This is a genomic window from Mesopusillimonas faecipullorum (assembly GCF_020539505.1).
GTDB classification, from domain to species: Bacteria; Pseudomonadota; Gammaproteobacteria; order Burkholderiales; family Burkholderiaceae_B; genus Mesopusillimonas; species Mesopusillimonas faecipullorum.
On sequence record NZ_JACDXW010000002.1, the window covers coordinates 90,659 to 111,073 of the forward strand.

The 20,415-nt window shown below is 56.9% G+C and carries 20 protein-coding genes; 8 read left to right on the forward strand and 12 right to left on the reverse strand.

Annotation, left to right across the window (positions count from 1 at the left end; genetic code table 11):
* Positions 1-14 precede the first annotated feature (14 nt).
* The 8 genes from murJ to H0484_RS03835 all read right to left on the reverse strand — a co-directional run bounded on the left by murJ (position 15) and on the right by H0484_RS03835 (position 6,284).
* The gene (gene murJ, locus H0484_RS03800; protein WP_226953123.1) at positions 15-1,574 is read right to left on the reverse strand and encodes a murein biosynthesis integral membrane protein MurJ; all 1,560 of its coding nucleotides are present in this window, start codon (positions 1,572-1,574) and stop codon (positions 15-17) included.
* A 24-nt stretch (positions 1,575-1,598) separates the two neighbouring features.
* Positions 1,599-2,357: a 3-hydroxyacyl-CoA dehydrogenase gene (locus tag H0484_RS03805; RefSeq protein WP_226953124.1), complete on the reverse strand. Its 759-nt coding sequence runs from the start codon at positions 2,355-2,357 to the stop codon at positions 1,599-1,601.
* 100 nt (positions 2,358-2,457) lie between these two features.
* A complete protein-coding gene (gene adk, locus H0484_RS03810) occupies positions 2,458-3,111 on the reverse strand; it encodes an adenylate kinase (protein ID WP_226953125.1) in 654 nt (217 codons plus the stop codon).
* Between the two features lie 71 nt (positions 3,112-3,182).
* Positions 3,183-3,950: a 3-deoxy-manno-octulosonate cytidylyltransferase gene (kdsB, locus tag H0484_RS03815; RefSeq protein WP_226953126.1), complete on the reverse strand. Its 768-nt coding sequence runs from the start codon at positions 3,948-3,950 to the stop codon at positions 3,183-3,185.
* Positions 3,947-4,129 carry a Trm112 family protein gene (locus tag H0484_RS03820; protein ID WP_226953127.1) on the reverse strand — a complete coding sequence of 61 codons (183 nt, stop codon included), beginning with the start codon at positions 4,127-4,129 and terminating at the stop codon, positions 3,947-3,949. Before H0484_RS03820 ends, kdsB begins: the two co-directional genes overlap by 4 nt.
* A 21-nt stretch (positions 4,130-4,150) precedes the next feature.
* Entirely contained in the window at positions 4,151-5,245 is a 1,095-nt protein-coding gene (lpxK, locus tag H0484_RS03825) for a tetraacyldisaccharide 4'-kinase (RefSeq protein ID WP_226953128.1), read from the reverse strand.
* Complete coding sequence (locus tag H0484_RS03830; protein ID WP_226953129.1) at positions 5,242-5,649, reverse strand: ExbD/TolR family protein; 408 nt, start codon at positions 5,647-5,649, stop codon at positions 5,242-5,244. The genes lpxK and H0484_RS03830 overlap by 4 nt, the downstream gene beginning before the upstream one ends.
* Positions 5,646-6,284, reverse strand: coding sequence for a MotA/TolQ/ExbB proton channel family protein (locus H0484_RS03835; RefSeq protein ID WP_226953130.1), 639 nt, complete (start codon positions 6,282-6,284; stop codon positions 5,646-5,648). Before H0484_RS03835 ends, H0484_RS03830 begins: the two co-directional genes overlap by 4 nt.
* A gap of 466 nt (positions 6,285-6,750) precedes the next feature.
* Here H0484_RS03835 and xseA point away from each other — a divergent pair, with 466 nt between their 5' ends.
* The 3 genes from xseA (at position 6,751) to pcaF (ending at position 10,173) form a co-directional block, all read left to right on the forward strand.
* Positions 6,751-8,103, forward strand: a complete 1,353-nt coding sequence (gene xseA, locus H0484_RS03840; RefSeq protein ID WP_226953131.1) for an exodeoxyribonuclease VII large subunit — start codon at positions 6,751-6,753, stop codon at positions 8,101-8,103.
* A gap of 115 nt (positions 8,104-8,218) precedes the next feature.
* Entirely contained in the window at positions 8,219-8,797 is a 579-nt protein-coding gene (gene sodB / locus H0484_RS03845) for a superoxide dismutase (protein ID WP_226953132.1), read from the forward strand.
* 167 nt (positions 8,798-8,964) lie between these two features.
* Positions 8,965-10,173, forward strand: coding sequence for a 3-oxoadipyl-CoA thiolase (gene pcaF, locus H0484_RS03850; protein WP_226953133.1), 1,209 nt, complete (start codon positions 8,965-8,967; stop codon positions 10,171-10,173).
* 28 nt (positions 10,174-10,201) lie between these two features.
* On the opposite strand, the gene H0484_RS03855 is transcribed toward pcaF, so the two are convergent.
* Entirely contained in the window at positions 10,202-10,585 is a 384-nt protein-coding gene (locus H0484_RS03855; RefSeq protein ID WP_226953134.1) for a DUF192 domain-containing protein, read from the reverse strand.
* Positions 10,586-10,775: 190 nt separating this feature from the next.
* On the reverse strand, positions 10,776-11,021 hold the full coding sequence (locus tag H0484_RS03860; protein ID WP_226953135.1) for a cold-shock protein: 246 nt from the start codon (positions 11,019-11,021) through the stop codon (positions 10,776-10,778).
* 187 nt (positions 11,022-11,208) lie between these two features.
* Here H0484_RS03860 and clpS point away from each other — a divergent pair, with 187 nt between their 5' ends.
* Both clpS and clpA read left to right on the forward strand, forming a co-directional pair.
* Positions 11,209-11,532, forward strand: a complete 324-nt coding sequence (clpS, locus tag H0484_RS03865; RefSeq protein WP_226953136.1) for an ATP-dependent Clp protease adapter ClpS — start codon at positions 11,209-11,211, stop codon at positions 11,530-11,532.
* 186 nt (positions 11,533-11,718) lie between these two features.
* Positions 11,719-14,037, forward strand: a complete 2,319-nt coding sequence (gene clpA, locus H0484_RS03870; RefSeq protein WP_226953137.1) for an ATP-dependent Clp protease ATP-binding subunit ClpA — start codon at positions 11,719-11,721, stop codon at positions 14,035-14,037.
* Positions 14,038-14,140: 103 nt separating this feature from the next.
* On the opposite strand, the gene H0484_RS03875 is transcribed toward clpA, so the two are convergent.
* Entirely contained in the window at positions 14,141-14,749 is a 609-nt protein-coding gene (locus tag H0484_RS03875; RefSeq protein ID WP_226953138.1) for a hypothetical protein, read from the reverse strand.
* 17 nt (positions 14,750-14,766) lie between these two features.
* Positions 14,767-16,680 carry a S8 family serine peptidase gene (locus H0484_RS03880; protein WP_226953139.1) on the reverse strand — a complete coding sequence of 638 codons (1,914 nt, stop codon included), beginning with the start codon at positions 16,678-16,680 and terminating at the stop codon, positions 14,767-14,769.
* A gap of 273 nt (positions 16,681-16,953) precedes the next feature.
* Between H0484_RS03880 and H0484_RS03885 the strand changes: the two genes are divergently transcribed.
* From H0484_RS03885 to H0484_RS03895, 3 genes are all read left to right on the forward strand, one after another.
* A complete protein-coding gene (locus tag H0484_RS03885; protein WP_226953140.1) occupies positions 16,954-17,538 on the forward strand; it encodes a DUF3617 family protein in 585 nt (194 codons plus the stop codon).
* Positions 17,539-17,868: 330 nt separating this feature from the next.
* The gene (gene aroG, locus H0484_RS03890; protein WP_226953141.1) at positions 17,869-18,945 is read left to right on the forward strand and encodes a 3-deoxy-7-phosphoheptulonate synthase AroG; all 1,077 of its coding nucleotides are present in this window, start codon (positions 17,869-17,871) and stop codon (positions 18,943-18,945) included.
* A 37-nt stretch (positions 18,946-18,982) separates the two neighbouring features.
* Positions 18,983-20,389: an FAD-binding oxidoreductase gene (locus H0484_RS03895; RefSeq protein WP_226953705.1), complete on the forward strand. Its 1,407-nt coding sequence runs from the start codon at positions 18,983-18,985 to the stop codon at positions 20,387-20,389.
* Positions 20,390-20,415: the final 26 nt, after the last annotated feature.

A 20,415-nucleotide genomic window follows, 5' to 3' on the forward strand; every position in this document is an offset into this window, starting at 1 on the left:
AGGCTCCAAAAAGATTAAGCTGCTCGGAAATGGCGCGGTCGTACTCCACATAGCCATAGCAAGCCAAAATAAACTACCGCAGCGGCGCCTAACACGAGTGCTAGTTGGCCGACACGTGCCATGTCACCGGCATAAGCGGCTTGGGCGGCGGTCCAGGCGAGGTGGCGATCGGCCATAAACAGCAAAGCACCCAAGCCGGCTAGCGCGGGCAAAATAGACAAGAGAAATCGCCCCCAGCCTTTGCCTGGCTGATACAAGCCACGCCGATGCAGCAGAAACAGTAACACAAGCGCATTCAGGGTGGCGCCCAAGCCTATGGAAAGCGCCAAACCAGCATGCGCCAGCCAGGGAACGAAAACAAGATTCATCAACTGGGTGGCAACCAGAACGAAAATGGCGATTCGAACAGGAGTGCGGATATCTTGGCGGGCGTAGAACCCCGGCGCCAGAATCTTGACCGCCAGTAGCCCGAGCAAGCCTGCCGCGTACGCAGTTACTGCTACTTGAGTCTGTTGTACGTCGGCGGGGGTGAAGGCGCCGTAGTTAAACAAAGTGGCCACTAGGCCTTCGGCCAATAAGGCCATGCCCAGGGCAGCCGGAAGCCCCAGCAGCAAGACGACTCGTAAGCCGCCGTCCAGCAATTGGTTATAGCGCGAGGTGTCTTTTGTGGCGTGGGCAGCTGAGAGACTGGGGAGCAGCACGGTGCCCAGGGCTATCCCGAGCAAGGCCGTGGGGAACTCCATGAGGCGGTCAGCAAAGGTTAGCCACGAGACGCTCCCACTGGCTAACCAAGTAGCAATATTGGTGTTGATCAGCAGGGATATCTGGGCCACTGAGACACCGAGAATGGCGGGGAGCATTTGCCGCAAAATGCGTTTGACCGTGGGGTCTTGCCAGGCTCGCTTAACTTTTGGTCGCAGCCGAGGCGCCAAGCCTAATCGGGCCAAAGCCATCCACTGTACCGCTAATTGAGCCACGCCACCCAGCATCACTCCCACAGCCAGCGCGTGTATGGGCACTTCAAAGTAAGGGGTCAAAAACAGGCAGGCCCCTATCATGGCCAGATTAAGCAAGACGGGCGTAAAAGCCGGTACAGCAAAGCGGCGCCAGGTATTCAACACGCCAGAGGCGAAGGCCACCAGCGACATGCACAGAATATAGGGGAACATCGCCCGGGTCATCCAGACGGCAGCATCAAAGGCGCTTTGATGGTCTTCTACCAGCCAGCCGCTGGCCATCAGGCCAACCACCCAGGGCGCGGCTATCACACCCAAAGCGGTCACGATCATCAGCACAAACGTGAGAAATTGCGCGACATGATCAAGCAGGGTACGTACAGATTCGTCGTCGCCTTCGGCGCGCACCTGACCCAGAATCGGTACGAAGGCTTGGGAAAAAGCACCTTCTGCAAAGAGGCGTCGCAGAAGATTGGGTATGCGAAAGGCTACCCAAAAGGCATCGGTGAGAGGGCCGGCGCCGAAAGCGCCCGCCACCAGCACGTCGCGCACCAAGCCGGTGATGCGCGACAGTAGCGTAAAACCACTAACTGTCGCGGCCGAGCGCAGCAAGCCCATATCGACGGCAAGAAAAAAACGTGCTTACTTCGGAGCCATACGGATGGCGCCATCCAAGCGGATGGTTTCACCGTTGATCATCTCGTTGGTGATGATGCTTTGCACCAGTTTGGCGTAGTCTTCAGGCAGCCCCAGGCGCGAAGGGAAGGGGATGCTGGCCGCCAAGGAGTCTTGCACGTCTTGGGGCATGTTTTGCATCATGGGCGTCGAGAAGATGCCCGGAGCGATGGTGACGCAGCGAATGCCAAGCTTGGCTAGGTCGCGTGCAACCGGCAAGGTCATGCCAACCACACCGCTTTTCGAGGCAGCGTAAGCCGCTTGACCGATTTGGCCATCGTAGGCTGCTACCGAGGCAGTATTAATGAGGACGCCGCGCTCCATGGTGGGCTCGGGGTCGTTCAGGCTCATGGCTTGAGAAGCCAGGCGCGACATATTGAACGTGCCCACTAGGTTGACCATGACGACTTTTTGAAAAAGGTCGAGCGCATGGGGGCCATTGCGACCAACGATGCGAGCGGCGGGAGCAATGCCGGCGCAGTTGATCAAACCGAACAGTTTGCCCAGGCCGGTAGCGGTATCCACGGCGTTTTGTGCGTCGGCCTCTTGGGTGACGTCACAATGCACATAAGTCTGGCCGAGTTCTTGAGCCAGCTTTTGACCCGCTTCGTCTTGTACGTCAGCCAGCACGACGCGTGCGCCTTCGCGTACCAACATGCGTGCCGTACCTGCGCCCAGACCGGACGCACCGCCTGTGACGATAAAGACCTTGTTCTTGATGTCCATGATTTGCCTCGTTGAAGGTGTGGGCGCTAAGCCCACTTTTTATCGGATGTAAGAAACGGATGCCGCACCGGACCCTTAGGCCCGGTGTACGAGAAGAGTCTTAGGCCAGTGCTTGGCCGATACGCTGACGGATCTCGTCTAGCGAGCCTACGCCGGAAATCTGGCGGAAGGCAGGGGCTTTAGCGTCGCCGCTATTGGACCAGCTGGAGTAGTAGTCAACCAAAGGGCGGGTCTGGTCTTGGTAAACCGACAAACGGTGGCGCACCGTTTCTTCTCGGTCGTCGTCGCGCTGCACCAAAGCTTCGCCCGTGACGTCGTCGACATCGGGAGTTTTGGGAGGATTGAAGCGGATATGGTAGCTACGACCGCTGGCCGGGTGAACGCGCCGACCGCTCATGCGCTCTATGATGTTTTCGTCAGGCACCACGATTTCTACGACGAAATCCAGGGTCACGTCGGCTTGTTTAAGCGCATCGGCCTGGGGAATCGTGCGAGGGAAGCCGTCAAAGAGATAGCCTTTGCTGCAATCGGGTTGTTGCAGGCGATCGCGTACCAGACCGATGATGATGTCATCGGAGACCAAGCCGCCCGCATCCATGACTTTTTTCGCTTCGATGCCCAGCGGCGTTTGCGCTTTGACCGCAGCTCTGAGCATGTCGCCAGTGGAAATCTGGGGTATGCCATAGGCTTCGGTAATGAATGCAGCTTGCGTGCCTTTGCCAGCACCGGGCGGACCGAGCAGAATCAGTCGCATGGAGTTCCTCCTGGGGATTATTACGAGATTGTTGAATTATGCCGCAATGCAACAAATTATGCATATGCGTTTTACATCATTTTTTGAGACACCAGTTCCCTGACTCTGGCCAGATCGGCTTGCGTATCGACGCCGCCATGAGGTAGTGCCGCCACCTTGGCCACCACTATGGTGTGACCGTTTTCTAGGGCGCGCAGCTGCTCAAGTGATTCGTAGTGTTCGAGCACGCCCATTTGCAATTGGGTAAACCGACGCAGGAAATGCGCTCGGTAGGCGTACAAACCGATATGGTGCAGCGCGGGCAGGCCGGAAGCCAGCACTTGCTTGCCGCCCGCCAATGCATCTCGGGCCCAGGGCAGAGGTGCGCGCGAAAAATACAAGGCACGGCCCTGCAAATCGCACACCACCTTGACTGCGTTGGGGTTGAAAAGTGTATCGGCGTCGTGAATCGGGGCGGCGCAAGTGGCCATCGCAGCGTCGGGCGCACCCTGCAGTAGGTGGGCAACGGTATTGATGAGTTCGGGTTCGATCAAAGGCTCGTCGCCTTGAACATTGACCAAGAGGGCATCATCAGGAAGGCCGAGCAGTTGGACGACTTCAGCCAAGCGATCGGTGCCTGTGGCGTGGTCAGTGCGCGTGAGCACGGCTTCGTGGCCATGCGCTTGGGCAGCCTGAACAATACGAACGTCGTCCGTGGCAATAACGATTTTCTCGGCGTTCGATAAGCGAGCCTGATTAGCCGTGCGTACCACCATGGGCACACCACCTATATCTAATAAGGGCTTGTCGGGCAAACGGGTGGAAGCTGCCCGCGCCGGAATCACAACATGAAAGCTCACGATTGAGACGCAGCGGGTTGAAGCTGACGGGCTTCGTCAATCAGCATGACGGGTACGCCATCGCGTACGGGAAACGCCAGTTGATCAGCCTGACAGATCAATTCGTGTTGTGCAGTGTCGTGCTTAAGCTGACCCTTGCATAAAGGGCAGACTAGGATGTCTAGGAGTTGCGTATCCACCTGGGCTCCGGCTTTGGTTCTTCAATCTTTAAGTGTAATGCCAGATGAAGGTTTTTGCCCGACCAAACGATGCAGTGACAGGGAAATTTCCTGTGCCCACCCGGAATTGGAAAACTCTGGCCGTACCTGCACCGACCACACCCTGTCGTCGCGGCAGTTAGGACATTTGATGGCGTCTTTTTCAGTAATGACAATAAAGTCCGCCGTAAGACGGCGCAGGCTGTTTTCGTCTAGCGCCTCGTGATCGGGCAGGGCCCGCGTGCTGCTTAATGTTAGCCCGTACTGGGTCAGCATATTGAAAAACCGTTGGGGCTGCCCGATAGCAGCAAGGGCGGTAATGGATCCTTGAGCATGGGAGCGCGTCCATTGCGCCCAACTTAACTGCGCGCCGCTGGATAATTGTGTCAGGCTGACGGGAGCCAGCCGCATGACGGTCTGGTGTGGCAGCATGGTTTGAATAGGCGAAGCGTGCGCCGAAACCGAATGGGACGCGGTCAAGTTGGTCACGATGGTATGAGCTTCTTTTAGCCGGCTGGCGGGTTCGCGCAAAGGGCCTGCCGGTAGCAGGCGCCCGTTGCCCACACCGCGAGCATCTTGCACGATGACGATGAGGTCGCGCGGGAGACGCAGGTGTTGCAAACCGTCGTCGGCAATGACGACATCGAGTTGTGGGTGGGCCTGGAGCAGGGCCTGTAAAGCCAATGTGCGCTGAGGATGCACCGCAATCGGGCATTGAGTAGCTTGTGCGATTAAGGCCGGCTCATCACCGAATTGGGCGGCTGACAACTGCCCTTGGCCAACGCGTGGCTCCGGGCCTATACGTACGCCGTAGCCGCGGCTCACTATGCCAGGGCGCCAACCCATTTGTGTCAGTGCTTGCGCCAAAGCAATAACGGTTGGTGTCTTGCCGGTGCCGCCCACCACCAGATTGCCGATGACAACGATGGGCGGACGTTTTTCTAGGGGCTCGGGCAAAAGGCGGCTGTAATAGCGGCGGCGCAGGCTAATGACTGCGCCATACAACCACGACAAAGGTAAAAGTAGATTGCTGACCCAACCTTTATCTTGCCAAATGGCCAATGCGCGATGTTGCCAAGCGGCTTCGCGCTTGCTCATGGCGTGCCGGTGGCGGCGAAGCTGACCTGAACAAAGCCGGAGTCGCGAGCGGCTTCCAAAGCCAGCATGACAGACTGATGCGTGCTGTCGGCATCTGCCAGGATGATCAGCGGCTGCTCGGGGTGCGCTCGCGACTGGCGAAGAGCTTGAGCCAGTGTGGCGGCATCAGGGGCCTCTACCAGTTGTTCACCCAGTGCATAGAGACCGTCTCGGCTCACGGCCAACCGCAGGGCATCGGGTACGCTGGTTTGAGATCCCGCACGAGGTAGTTCGACTTGCAGCGCTTGCAAGCGCGTAAATGAGGTCGTGGCGGCCAAAAAGATCAGGATGACGAGCAGAACATCAATCAGGGGAATGAGATTGATATCGAGGGTGTCGGCATCACGCTGTCGTCGGAATTTCATGCGTCTTCGGCCATATACGACTCACCTGCTCGCGCCGCATGGCCGCTGAGGATGCGATCCAGGGTGGTGGCCTGGCGTTCGAGCTGATGTGTGAAATAGTCCACCCGAGTGCGATAAAAACGATGCATGATGAGCGCAGGGATGGCCAACAAAATACCGAAACCCGTGTTGTACAGCGCAATGGCAATCCCTCGCGCCAACTGCGATGGGTCGCCGCCGTCGGGTGTGTAAGAAGCGAAAATCTCTATCATGCCCACTACTGTGCCAAAAAGGCCCATCAGGGGCGCAATCACAGCAATGGTGGCTAAACCGGGCAGGTAGCGTTCGAGTTGCCAAGCGGCGTCTTTACCCACTTCCTCTATGGCGGTGTGTCGATAAGCATCACTTTGCCCACGGACTGCCACCACTTCGGCCAACACCCGGCCCAGCGGTGAACTGCCTGCGAGACGTTCAAGGTTGGCTGGTAAATCATGCTGGCGTCGCACCAAGGCAATGACTTCGTCCAGGAGCCCTGGGGGCAGGACTCTGCGTTTACGCAGGGAAAGTGTTCTTTCGATGATGATGGCCAAGCCGAAGACGGAGGTGATGAGCAGCAGCCAGATGGGCCAGCCTGCCTCATGTATGATCTGCAGCACGATGGGTGACTCCTTTGCGAACGTCGGCCTGAATGGCGGGATTTTAGGCGTCTTTACCCTGCGGGGTAAAGGCATACCCGGTGGCCGGTTCATCACTATTGCTTTGCTGTTTGCTCGTGGTCAGGCGCCAAGGCCTAAACGCCAGGATGTAGTGGGCTGAGCCTATGGGCTTGGCTTGTAGTGCCTGTCATTATTGACTTGAGCTAGCAAGATGCGCATGCATAAATGCTCTCAGCCAAGTATCCACAAAAACTGTGGATAATTCTGTGTATAAGCTTGGCGGATGTCATGAGTACGCTGCCTTCGCGGTTCATTGGTCAATTTTGCTACAGGTCTTTGTTTTTCATAAAATCCTTTATTATCAATATATTGTGATGATTTCATTAGGTTTTGTGTCAACAGTAAGCGCAATTTGGTTGGTATTTCAGTACTTTGACTGTTTCTTTCTGGGTGTGGACAGACCGTGATGAAATCTCCCAATGAAGTCTTAAGCGTTAGCCAGTTGAACCGCCAGGTTGGCGAGTACTTGAGCAGCAGCTTCCCCCAACTATGGGTCAGCGGCGAGATCTCCAACTTTACTTCGGCTGCTTCAGGGCACTGGTATTTCACGCTTAAGGACGACCGCGCTTCAGTGCGTGCTGTCATGTTTCGTGGTCGAGCCCAGGCTGTGGGTTTTACCCCGCGTGTGGGTGAAAAACTGGAAATTCGAGCCGGTGTCACGCTTTACGAAGCGCGAGGCGAGTATCAGCTGCAGGTTGAGCTCATGCGCCGCGCGGGTCGGGGCGACTTGCATGCCGCTTTTCTTGCCCTGAAAGACAAACTGGTTGCCGACGGCTTGTGCGACGCGGCGCGTAAGCGCAGCATCGCACCAGTGCCGGTTACCGTGGGTGTCATCACCTCGCTGGCTGCGGCAGCGCTGAGGGATGTGCTCACGGCGATGTCGCGGCGCGCGCCGCACGTGCGGGTGGTCATTTATCCCGCCGCTGTACAGGGTGCGGAGGCAGCCGGGCAATTGCGAGCCGCGTTGGCCAACGCCATCGAACGCAATGAAGTGCAGACGCTGCTACTGGTTCGAGGGGGCGGCAGTTTGGAAGACTTATGGAGCTTCAACGATGAGGCTTTAGCTCGTATGGTGGCTGCAAGCCCCATCCCCATCATCAGTGGGGTAGGCCATGAGACAGACTTCACCTTGGTGGATTTTGTTGCCGATCTGCGTGCGCCTACGCCTACGGCTGCAGCCGAGCTGGCATGCGAGGCGCGTACCAGCTGCTTGGCTCAGGTGCGAAGTCTGGTGCAGGCCATGCGAGCCCAGCAGCAGCGTCAATTGACCTTATCGGCGCTGCGCTTGGATAGGGCGGTGGGCAGATTGATCAGCCCGGCGCAACGTCTTGCGGCGCAACGCACCCATCTACGCCAAGTTGTTCAAGGCATGCGCCGTAGCCTGACTCAGCTAACCCGCCAGCGGGCCCAATTGTTGATGCGCTTGTCTCAGCAACTGACGCGTGCGCTACCCGAGATAGGTCCGCGTCAGCGGGCCTTGGAAGCCTTGCAGCGCCGTCTGGAGCAGGCATGGGCGCGTCAGGTCGACCAGCGCCACGCCAGGTTGATATCTGCTGAGCAGACTTTGCGCGCGCTGAGCCCTCAGCACGTGCTAGATAGGGGCTACGCAATAGTGATGGATGCGCAAGGGGGGCTGGTCAGAAATGCGCTAGACTTGCAATCAGGTGACCCGCTGTCGCTGCGGCTGAGTCGCGGCAGCGCACAGGTCGAAGTCTTGCAAGTGACGGCTGACGCTCCCGAGGTGCCCTCGCAAGAATAACCCCGCGCAAGCAGGGCTATTGCATACGGGATGGCCCAGACGTCGTTACAATGAAGAGTTCGCTGGCGCGCTTTTAGCGCCGGCTTCGTTTAACCGGTACTAGAAGGAATCCATCATGGCTTTTACGCTTCCTGCTCTTCCCTACGCTCTTGACGCGCTGGCGCCCACCATCTCCAAAGAAACACTGGAGTTCCACTATGGTAAGCATCACCAGGCCTACGTCACCAACCTGAACAATCTGGTTGCCGGCACCGAATTCGAATCGGCATCGCTCGAAGACGTGGTCAAGAAGTCATCGGGCGGCGTATTCAACAACGCGGCTCAGGTCTGGAACCACACCTTCTACTGGAACAGCCTCTCGCCCAACGGCGGCGGCGAACCCACTGGCAAGTTGCTTGAAGCCATCAATGCCAAATGGGGCAGTGTTGAGGCTTTCAAAGAAGCCTTCAACAAGTCGGCTGCTGGTAACTTCGGTTCGGGCTGGACGTGGTTGGTCAAGAAGGCCGATGGCTCCCTGGACATCGTCAACACCAGTAATGCGGCTACGCCTCTTACCACCAGCGATGTTGCACTCCTGACCTGTGACGTGTGGGAACACGCCTACTACATCGACTACCGCAATGCTCGTCCCAAATACCTGGAAAGCTTCTGGGGCATCGTGAACTGGGACTTCGCAGCTAAGAATCTGGGTTAATCCTCAGGCTCTTCTCGCCACTGCCGTTATCGGGCTGGATTCGTTAACCGTAGTGGCCGCCCGAATGCACCCCGCAGCTGTATCCAGGGTGCATTCGGGCGTAGTCAATATTTGGCTCGAAACACACGTAGTACTCCCGGCCCAGCCGGATTTCACAGGTTCCGAACATGACAACCAATCAAGCTTTCATTTGCGATGCCGTGCGCACTCCCTTTGGCCGCTATGGCGGCTCCTTGTCCTCCGTGCGAGCCGATGATCTGGCCGCCATTCCGCTCAAGGCGCTCATACAGCGCAACACGGGTGTAGATTGGTCGCGCGTTGACGATGTGCTGTATGGCTGCGCAAACCAGGCCGGCGAAGATAACCGTAACGTTGCCCGTATGGCAGTATTGCTGGCGGGGCTGCCGGTAGATGTGCCTGGCGGCACCTTGAACCGCTTGTGTGGTTCAGGGCTGGATGCCTTGGGGTCCGCAGCCCGGGCTATACGCTCAGGTGACGCGCAGTTGATGGTGGCTGGCGGCGTAGAAAGCATGAGCCGCGCACCCTTTGTGCTGGGCAAGGCCGAAACAGCGTTTTCGCGCCAAGCCAGCATTGAAGACACCACCATAGGCTGGCGTTTCGTCAATAAGCTGATGAAAGCCCAGTACGGTGTGGATTCCATGCCCGAGACGGCTGAAAACGTGGCAGACGATTACAAAGTTTCCCGCGAAGACCAGGATATTTTCGCCTTGGCCAGCCAAACCAAGACGGCTGCGGCGCAAAAGGCCGGCCTCTTTGCCGATGAAATCACGCCTGTGCATATTCCCCAGCGCAAGGGCGACCCTATCATTGTCGATAAAGATGAACACCCCCGCGAAACCAGCCTCGAGGCCTTGGCTAAACTCAAGCCCATCGTTCGCCCTGACGGCACGATTACAGCTGGCAATGCTTCGGGTGTAAACGACGGCTCTTGCGCATTGCTCGTTGCCTCTGAAGCCGCTGCCGCTCAGCATGGCTTGGTGCCGCGCGCTCGTGTCGTGGCAATGGCAACGGCCGGGGTTGCGCCACGCGTTATGGGTATAGGGCCTGTGCCTGCCACCCAGAAAGCGCTTGCGCTGGCTGGGCTCACCATCGATCAGATCGACATTATCGAGCTCAACGAGGCTTTTGCTTCGCAAGGGCTGGCAGTACTCCGCCAACTAGGCGTTGCCGACAATGACCCACGCGTCAACCCCATGGGCGGGGCTATCGCCTTGGGCCACCCCTTGGGTGCAAGTGGCGCTCGTTTGGCCACCACGGCAACGTATCAACTGCAGCGTACCGGCGGCCGTTACGCCTTGTGCACCATGTGCATAGGCGTTGGCCAGGGCATAGCTGTCATTCTCGAGCGCGTCTAAGCTTGGTTTTCCCGCACCGAACGGCCTTTTACGGTCGTTCGGGTAGGCCGGTTACGCGGTCGCCTGGGCTGATACCTTGTCGCTCGAACCATCCTTGATGCATTTCCAAGGCATAGGGCGAGGGCTGAGTAGGACAGTGCTCGGCGTCTGACAGCGGCTGCATGTGCGCGATCCGTGTGATGACGCCTTGGGCGTCAATGAAGGCGATCGACAAGGGCAGCAAGGTATTGCGCATCCAGAAGCAACCGGCATCGGATTCGAATACAAACAACATGCCATGGTCGGGCGGCATACGTTCGCGGTACATCAGGCCTTGAGCCCGGCTTTGAGGGGTGGTGGCCAGTTCGACTTCGGCTTTTACGTTAACTCCTGCTTGCCCAACCAGGGTAAGGGTGGTGGTAGGTAAAAGCATGAAAGATCTGGTTTGTGCCCAGCTGATGGCTGGAAGCAGGGCTAGCACAGCAGCCAGACTGCGCAGTATATTGCGGCGTTGCAAAAGCATGTAGGTAAGAACGGGTGAGGCAAGAGTGCCCCACCCGAGAAAGAGTTGTCTTGTCTTTATTATTGTATCGTGGCGCGGTGTAGAAAAAACCGCGTAAAAATCAAGCGTTGGTGATGTTGAGTGCCTGCTTACCTTTTGGCCCTTGGGCAATTTCGAAGCTGACTTTTTGGCCTTCCTTGAGCGTTTTGAAGCCATTCATCTGAATGGACGAAAAGTGAGCGAAAAGGTCTTCTCCGCCGTCATCGGGGGTGATGAACCCAAAACCCTTGGCATCATTGAACCATTTGACGGTTCCGTTGAGCTTCTGTTGCCCCGTTGAGACGGAGGTCGTGCTGGACTCGGACATACGTACTGCCTCTTGACTATGTGAACATGGGTGTCGAAGTGTGTAGCGCGGCTTGAAGAATGCAACCTTTTAGCCACCGAGTTCTGCATGGATGGGCAATTTCCCATAACATTTCAGAACATTACGATGATGCGGACGAAGGCGGGATATCGTCAACTATGGTAATTACTTAGATTGGCAATCATTTATGGCAATTGAAACGGATATCGGTCGCGACGTTAAGGCGCAACGCGACGAAAGCAAACTGGCACCTCCACCCATGTACCAGGTGGTGATGCTCAATGATGACTACACGCCCATGGAGTTCGTGGTCGAGGTGTTGCGCAGGGTGTTTAGCAAGTCCGTCGAGCAGGCCGAGCACATCATGCTCAAGGTGCATCATGAAGGCAGGGGCGTCTGTGGCATCTATACGCGAGACATCGCGGCGACGAAAGTCGATAAAGTGATGCGCTTGGCCCGGGCAAATCAGCATCCTTTGCAATGCGTCATGGAACCGGCGCCAGGCGAGTAAGGATGATGCGGATCACAATGCTGGTAAGCGCAGGGCTTGAAATTCTAGTAATAGACGCCAACTGTCAAGAGCCGGTGCCGCCTGCGCAGTGGCCAGTGAAGCGACTGGTGCAGCAGGGCGGTTTAGTCATAGAATAGACGTAAGCTGGCGTGTGTTTCATCCGCTTCGTAATGTAATGGAGGAAGCGTGATCTCTGAAGAACTGGAAGTTAGCCTGCATATGGCCTTTGTCGACGCCCGCGCGGCTCGGCATGAATTCATCACTGTCGAACACCTGTTGTTGTCCTTGCTGGACAACGCTGCTGCGGTCGAGGTGCTACGCGCCTGCACCGCCGATATTGAAACCTTGCGCCGCGACCTGCGCAAGTTCATTAACGACAATACGCCCGTCTTCCCTGGCGAGGACGAGGTCGACACCCAACCTACTTTGGGCTTTCAGCGCGTTATTCAGCGCGCCATCATGCATGTGTCGTCGGGAAATTCCTCGCGCAACACGGTTACCGGCGCCAATGTGCTGGTGGCCATGTATGGTGAAAAGGATTCTCACGCGGTGTACTACCTGCTGCAGCAAGGGGTCACCCGATTAGATGTCGTCAATTATCTGTCGCATGGCATTACCAAGCAGACGGCAGCCGAGCCGCCGCCGTCCGAGCCGGTCAAGCAGGCTTCGTCCCAATCCGATGCCAAGTCTGATCAGCAGAAGTCACCCCTGGAACAATACGCGCTCGACCTGAACGCCGAGGCCCGCCAAGGTCGTATCGACCCGCTCATCGGGCGCGAGCACGAAGTCGAGCGCGTCATTCAGGTGCTCTGCCGTCGCCGCAAAAACAACCCGCTGCTAGTGGGTGAGGCGGGGGTGGGTAAAACCGCCATTGCCGAAGGGCTGGCCTGGCGCATTACGCGTGGCGAAGTGCCCGATGTGCTGGCCGACGCGCAGGTCTATGCGCTGGATATGGGCGCACTGCTGGCGGGCACCAAGTACCGCGGCGATTTCGAACAGCGCTTAAAGGGTGTGCTCAAAACACTCAAAGACAACAAGAACGCCATCTTGTTCATCGATGAAATCCACACTCTCATCGGTGCGGGTTCGGCTTCGGGCGGTACCTTGGATGCGTCCAACCTGCTTAAGCCAGCCTTGTCCTCTGGCCAGCTCAAATGCATGGGCGCCACAACTTACACAGAATATCGCGGCATCTTCGAAAAAGACCACGCATTATCGCGGCGCTTTCAGAAGATAGACGTGGCCGAGCCTACCGTTGCCCAAACCATACAGATACTGCGTGGCTTGAAGTCTCATTTCGAATCTCACCACGCGGTGCGTTATTCGGCAGCGGCCATCACGGCAGCCGCCGAATTGGCAGCGCGTCATATCAACGACAGGTTCTTGCCCGATAAGGCTATCGATGTCATCGACGAAGCAGGGGCGGCACAGCGTTTATTGCCTAAGTCGCGCCAGAAAAAGCTGATTGGCAAGGCCGATATCGAAGCTACCGTGGCCAAGATCGCACGGATTCCGCCTCAGCATATCTCGCAAGACGACCGCAGCAAGCTCGCTACGCTCGATCGCGACCTCAAGTCCGTGGTGTTTGGCCAAGACAAGGCTATCGAAGCCTTGGCGGCGGCTATCAAAATGTCGCGCTCGGGCTTGGGGCGTCCCGATAAGCCCATAGGCTCTTTCCTGTTCTCCGGCCCCACAGGTGTCGGTAAAACTGAAGTCGCACGCCAGTTGGCGTTCACTTTGGGCGTCGAACTGCTGCGCTTCGATATGTCCGAATACATGGAACGCCACGCGGTCTCGCGCCTGATCGGCGCACCTCCGGGCTATGTGGGTTTTGAGCAGGGCGGCTTGCTTACCGAGGCCATCGCCAAACAACCGCACTGCGTGTTGTTGCTCGACGAGATCGAAAAAGCGCACCCGGATATTTACAATATCCTGCTCCAGGTCATGGATCACGGTACGCTTACCGATAATAACGGGCGCAAGGCTGATTTCCGCAACGTCATCATTATCATGACGACCAACGCCGGGGCAGAAGCCTTGAATCGTAGCTCCATAGGTTTTGCGGCGCCGTCCAAGTCTGGCGACGAGATGGCAGACATCAAGCGCATGTTCACGCCAGAGTTCCGCAACCGCCTGGACGCCATCATAGGCTTTGCTTCGCTTACCCACGAAATCATCTTGCGTGTGGTCGACAAGTTCCTCATGCAGCTCGAAGACCAGTTGCACGAGAAGCGTGTCGAAGTTTCCTTTACGCAGGCCTTGCGCGATTATCTAGCCAAGAACGGTTTCGACCCCTTGATGGGCGCGCGTCCCATGCAGCGTCTTATCCAAGACACCATACGGCGTGCTTTGGCAGACGAGCTCTTGTTTGGGCGTTTGGTAGACGGTGGGCACGTCGAAATTGACGTCGATTCCAATGATGAAGTTCAACTTCACATAGAATCCAAAACGCCTGGCGCTCCCAGCGACGCCACGCCTGCAGATGAGGCTGAGCTAGTCGACTGACCCAACAGCCCTGACGCAAGCTAGAAAAACGCGACCGACTCTTCTTCAAAAGTCGGTCGCGTTTTTTTGTGACCTAGCTGCTTACCCTGACCTTAGTCGCGGCTTATTTACCCGTGCGAAAGCGTCGTTGCAACGGGGGCTGAGCGCTGACGACATTTTCAAGGGCGCGGGCTTCTGGTAAGGCCTGTAGCGCGGCGTCATGGCTATCGAAGCCAATGACGACAACCCGGCTGACATCGCCATCAAATAGCAAAGTACCCCCTAAGGCACGAGCCAAATCAGCACCGTGGCCGGCTTCGCGCACCACCAGTTGTAGTTGTGGCAGCATTAGCGACGGCAGGCCGCTGGTCATATTGACGACCACAGCGTATTGCTGCCGCTTACTCGTTGCGGTGCGGGCGCTGAGTCGGTTTGCCTGAGAGTTGAGCACAATTGCGTAGGGCCCTATTTGTGACACCGCACCCGTGCTTGGGCTTGCGCTGCGTGCTTGTACGGCGGGTTGGTTTGCGGAAGCCGGTGGGCTGGCGACGACACTGGCTTGGGGCACAAACTGGTAAACCGTATTGCCTATGCTGAACTGTGGTGCTTGCTGCTCGGATTGAAGTTGTTGGGCATGCTCGTAAAGAACGTTGTCGGCCGAGTTTGCTAAACCTGGTGTTAGGGCTGTCAGTACGGTGAGGACCATCGCAGCGATGGGGGTGAGCTGTTTCATATTGGTAGTCCTTAGGCTTAGCGTGCGACCGACTCGTGGCCGATGATGCGAATGGAAAAAGCGTCCAGCTGTGGCAGTTCGGCCGAGGGCGTGTCGTTATCGGCGCCGTAAGACTGGCTCATGTCTTCGACGAAAAGGCGCCACTCGCCGCGGGCTGCCTCGTCAAGAAAGCCGTTGACGCTCAGTAGGTTCACCTCAAAGCCGTTAGCGGTATTGGCCAGCGAGGTATAGGGGATCAGGGCGGGGATGCGGGTGCCGCTAGGGGATTGCAAGGTGACCAGCAAACGGGAAGGCCGGGTGTGCGTAGTCGTGAAGGAGATCTGTACGCGTTCGACTGCGATGTCTTCGTTAATGTTCAGAGCCAGGCTGGACTCATGACTCGCCACCTGTTGGTCATTGGCTTGGCGAATCGCCACGCTTGTACCTGCGGCGCTTTGGGCATCGGCAATGCGGCTGGGGGGAAGCAGCTCAAAGGATTTGGCCATCTCCACGGCAGCTTGTGCATCCACCAAACCATAACCAAACCAGCGCGAAAACCGTATGCCTTTAGCATTGCTGTGCCAGCCCTGATCGAAGATGCGGCCTTGAGTCGTTTGGCGTGTGGGTTGCTCAAGCGCTCCGCTTAGGCTCCAGTTGCCGGGGTGGCGGGCGCTTTTTGCCAGAATGTAATGAACGTCCCTGGCTTTGAGTTCGGGGCGTGCCTGCAGTATCAGTGCCGAGACAGCGCTGACTATGGGGGTGGCTCCCGAGGTGCCATTAAAGGAGGCCGTGTAATTGCAGTCCGGATCTATGGTGGAGTTGCCCGCGTTATCGATGGCGTTAATGGGGCGTTGGTTCACATGGTGGTAGCCAGCCCTGCAACCGCTAACATCGATTGTAAATAAAGCGGGCTCATAATCTGCCTCGCTGGCGGCGGTGTCGTAGGCCGGGTGTATGTTTTCTTCACCGCCGAAGCCCGAAATCCAGACCGGTGCGCCTTCACTTGAGTAAGTAGAGTGTTTGCCTGCAGCATTAGCGGCGGCCACCAGCACGATACCCGAGAGGCTTGCTTCGGCATCGGTTGCTGCATCGAAGCAGCCTACCTGGTAGCTGTGCGATAAAAGGCAACTGACATTGCTGTGGCTGTAGCTTTGAAGGAACTCGTTACCGGCTGCCTTAAGGTACACCCCCCCCTTACCGCCACGTGTAGAGGCCAGCACGCGCTCGTAGACCTGCATATTGCTGACATCATCACTGGCGGGCATGACGACGTCCTCCCCGCCATAACTCATGCTGAACACATCTACATCGACAGCGCGTTGATTGGTATCACCCAGTACAAAGAGGTGGTAGCGAAAACCATCCGCCTTGCTGTCGGATTCGTCTTCATCATCATCACCGTCACCGTGATCGGCCAGCAGATTGAAACTCTTGATGCGAGCTTCCGGTGCGATACCACGCCCGCCTTTTCCGTTCAGGGCAAGCATACCGATCAGGCCCGCAATGCTGGTGCCATGGGCGTCATCTGGTGCGCTGGGGTTTAGTAGTGGGGTGCTGGCGCAGCTGTTAAGGTCTGCTGGGTTGCTGCAGTCCCCCAAGTTGATGGAACCTGCCTTGTCGACATTGTCGGCAATGTCTTCGTGCTCTCCATCTACGCCGTCATCAAGGACTGCGACCACCACGCCTTTGCCGCGTATACCGCTCTCGAAGACACTTTCTACATTAAGGTCTACACCGGCTACTGGGCGAACGCCGGCGAGCACGTCTTGGCCGGTATTCTTGAGATACCACTGGTAGCCTACCAAGGGATCGGGGATGGATGGCGCAGGAGGCGGCGTGGGAGTGGGCTCTTCGTTATCCGTGCCTGAACTGCTATTGCACGCGGCTATGCTAAGCAGGCCCATGAACGAGAGGGCAAGGCATGTCCGGCGCATAATGAAAGGCTGTGGCATGAAGGAGTCCTTTAATGTCGGCTAAAAAGTCTGAAGAGGGATGTGCTTGAGGACTTTAGCGAATGCTGCAATGCAAGCTCATAAGTAATTTTAAAAGAAGAGTTGCAATTTGGAGGAAGGGCAGGCGCATGCACTCTTTAAAATGCCTATGATGTGGTTCGTAAGGTACGGAGCCGCTCGAGCCTAGCCCACTTCTAAGCGACGAGCAAGGTCATTGATGGGAGTGATATGAGCAAAATCTGGAGCAGAGTAGGGGTAGCGTGTTTATTAGGCATGCTTGCAACAAACTTGAGGGCTGAAGTGCCCGAACCCGAGCCAGGGCTCTGGCATATCAAACCTGAAATGCGTATGAACGGGCGTGACGTTACCCAAATGATGGGGGCCTTGCAAGCGCAGTTGATGGCGCAATTGCCCGCAGAACAACGCGAGCGTTTACCCCCTATAGCCAAACAAGCTATACAAGAGACCAAGCAAGTCTGTGTCTCGGCCAAAGATGCCAAGTTGTTGGCCGATCCCGAGCGGGCCTTGGCACTCTGGGGTAAAGAGCTGGCGGATAAAGGCTGCAAAATGGGTGGTCACGCGGTTTCAGGTAATACCGTCACTTTCGAAGCGCAATGCCCGCCCGGTGGCAAGGTATTCCAAGGCGATGTGCAAGGCGAGTTCGTGTATCACTCTAGCCGTAGCATTGGTGCCAAAGTGCAGGGTAATGGGCTGCCCGGTGCGGGTGGGTGGGCTGATATCCTTCAAGGTGCAGCGCAGGCCACATCGCGTGCTTTAAAAAGCGAACTGATTATGGACATGCAATGGCAAGGCAAGGATTGCGCAGGGGCGCCCCCTGTCAGTGGGGTCAAACGCTAAGGCTTTACCTTGTGTAAGCGGGTTTGTGTTATCATGAATTCGCTATGTACAACCTTAATGCTTACTTCTTCTATTTTTTTGGGTTTCCAACACCGCTGGTGGAGGAAGGGAAGCGTTGTATCTAGTCTGAATAGAACTCCCCTAAAGCCGCCGGCAAATGCCAGGCGGCTTTTTTTGTCGCCGGGCCATAAAAGCCGACAAATCGTTTTTCCATGGGTGGTGTAATTTCCCCCGAAAAAGCAGCGGCAGCGTTTACGGCAGTAGCCAGCCGAAGACGTGTGCGGGGTCGTATCCTTGCCTTGGCATGGCAGATGAACATCGGAGCCTATCGTGACACACAATACCGACGACTTACGTATTCGAGAAATCAAGGAACTCAGCCCACCTTCACATGTGATGCGCGAGCTTTCCAGCACTGTGCAGTCATCCGAAACAGTGTATCGCGCTCGCCGTGCCATCCACGACGTGCTACACGACCAAGACGATAGACTGGTTGTAGTGATTGGCCCTTGCTCAATCCATAATGTAGAAGCAGGGCTTGAGTATGCCCGTCGTCTGAAGAGCGAACGTGAACGTTTCGCCGACGATCTTGAAATCGTCATGCGCGTCTATTTCGAAAAGCCTCGCACGACCGTGGGTTGGAAGGGGCTGATCAATGACCCAGGTCTGGATGGCAGCTTCAACATCAATCAAGGTTTGCGCATCGCTCGCCAGTTGCTGTTGGACATCAACGATATGGGTCTGCCGGCAGGGTGTGAATTCCTCGACATGATTACACCCCAGTACATCGCCGACCTGGTCTCTTGGGGTGCCATCGGTGCTCGCACCACTGAAAGCCAAGTACACAGAGAGCTTTCCTCCGGTTTGTCGTGTCCGGTGGGCTTCAAAAACGGTACTGACGGTAATGTGCGCATTGCAGTAGATGCCATCAAAGCGGCGTCACAGCCTCACCATTTCTTGTCGGTCACCAAGGGTGGGCATTCGGCCATTGTTTCCACGGTGGGTAACGAGGACTGCCACATCATCTTGCGTGGCGGCAGCAAAGCGCCCAACTACGATGCGGCCAGTGTCGAAGCTGCTAGCCAGACGCTTGAGAAAGCCGGCTTGCGACCGCGCATCATGGTCGACGCCAGCCATGCCAACAGCAACAAGGATTACACGCGTCAACCCGAGGTCTTGGCTGACGTCGCCGGGCAAATTGCACAGGGTGACAAGCGTATCTTCGGTGTCATGGTTGAAAGCCATTTGGTCGGCGGTCGTCAAGATCTCGTCGAAGGCCAGCCCCTGACTTACGGTCAAAGTATTACTGATGGCTGTATAGATTGGGAAACCTCCGTGGCCGTGCTCGAGAATCTGGCGCAGGCGGTTCGGGCTCGTCGTAAAGTGCTGGCGGGGCAGGCTGCCTAAGGTATAGGCTGGGCCTCTTCAGGAGACATACATGGACATGACGAGCCAGCATGCAAACCGGCCTTTACCCGATGCGTTTCTTGCGCAGATGCAGGCACGCTTCGGCGAGCGCTTTTCCGTAGCGTCCGCCGTGCGTGAGCATCATGGCACTGACGAGTCGCCGTACCCACCCATGCTGCCCGATGCGGTGGTTCAGGCCACCAGTATCGAAGACGTGCAGCTTGTTGCGCGCTTGTGCCATACCCATGCCGTGCCGCTCATTCCCTACGGCGCAGGGTCTTCCCTTGAAGGCCATATTTTGGCGGTGCGAGGGGGTGTCAGTCTTGACCTCAGCAATATGAATCGGGTGCTTGAGGTCAATGCTGCCGATATGACGGTGACGGTAGAGCCGGGCGTGACGCGTAAACAGCTTAACGAGCATATACGCGACACGGGTTTGTTCTTTCCCATAGATCCTGGGGCTGATGCGTCGTTGGGAGGCATGTGTGCCACACGAGCCTCTGGCACCAATGCCGTGCGCTACGGCACCATGCGCGAGAACGTGCGTGCCCTGAAGGTGGTAACGGCTGATGGCAGCGTGGTCAAGACGGGCACGCATGCTCGCAAGTCGTCGGCGGGTTACGACCTGACCAGCCTGTTCACAGGCAGTGAAGGTACGCTGGGCATTATCGTCGAGGCTACGGTCAAGCTCTACCCCCAGCCCGAGAGCATCAGTGCGGCTATCTGCAATTTTCCTGATCTGGAATCGGCAGTTCAAAGCGTCATCGAAATCATGCAGTTGGGTTTGCCTGTGGGGCGCGTAGAGTTCATGGACACCTGGGCGGTGCGTGCGACTAACGCCTATAGCAAGATGGATTTGGTCGAATCACCTTTGCTGCTGTTTGAATTCCACGGTAGTGCTGGTGGTGTTGATGAGCAGGCCGAAGCGGTGCGTGAGGTAACAGCCTCTAATGGTGGGATGGATTTTCAGTGGGCACGCCTCCCAGAAGAGCGCTCGCGCCTATGGGCTGCGCGTCATAATGCCTACTTCGCCGGTATCCAGTTGCGCCCCGGCTGTCGGGCGAGCACTACCGATGTATGTGTGCCGGTTTCCCAGTTGGCAAAGTGTGTTACCGAGACTGCAGACGATCTGGATGCGGCTAGCTTTCCCTACACCATTCTGGGGCACGTGGGAGACGGCAATTTTCACGTCATGATGTTGCTCGATCCAGACAGCAGCGAAGAGTGGGAAGAGTCCGAGCGCCTTAACCAACGTCTGGTTGAGCGTGCGTTGTCCATGCGCGGTACCTGTACAGGTGAGCACGGCATAGGGTTGCACAAAATGCGGTTCATGTTGGCCGAGCACGGCCCCGAGAGCCTGGCGCTGATGCATGCGCTCAAACACACCCTGGACCCGCGTGGCATATTGAATCCTGGCAAGATGCTGCCGCCCTTGGCATCTTGAGTAGTTAAGAAAAGGTAAGAAGGTTC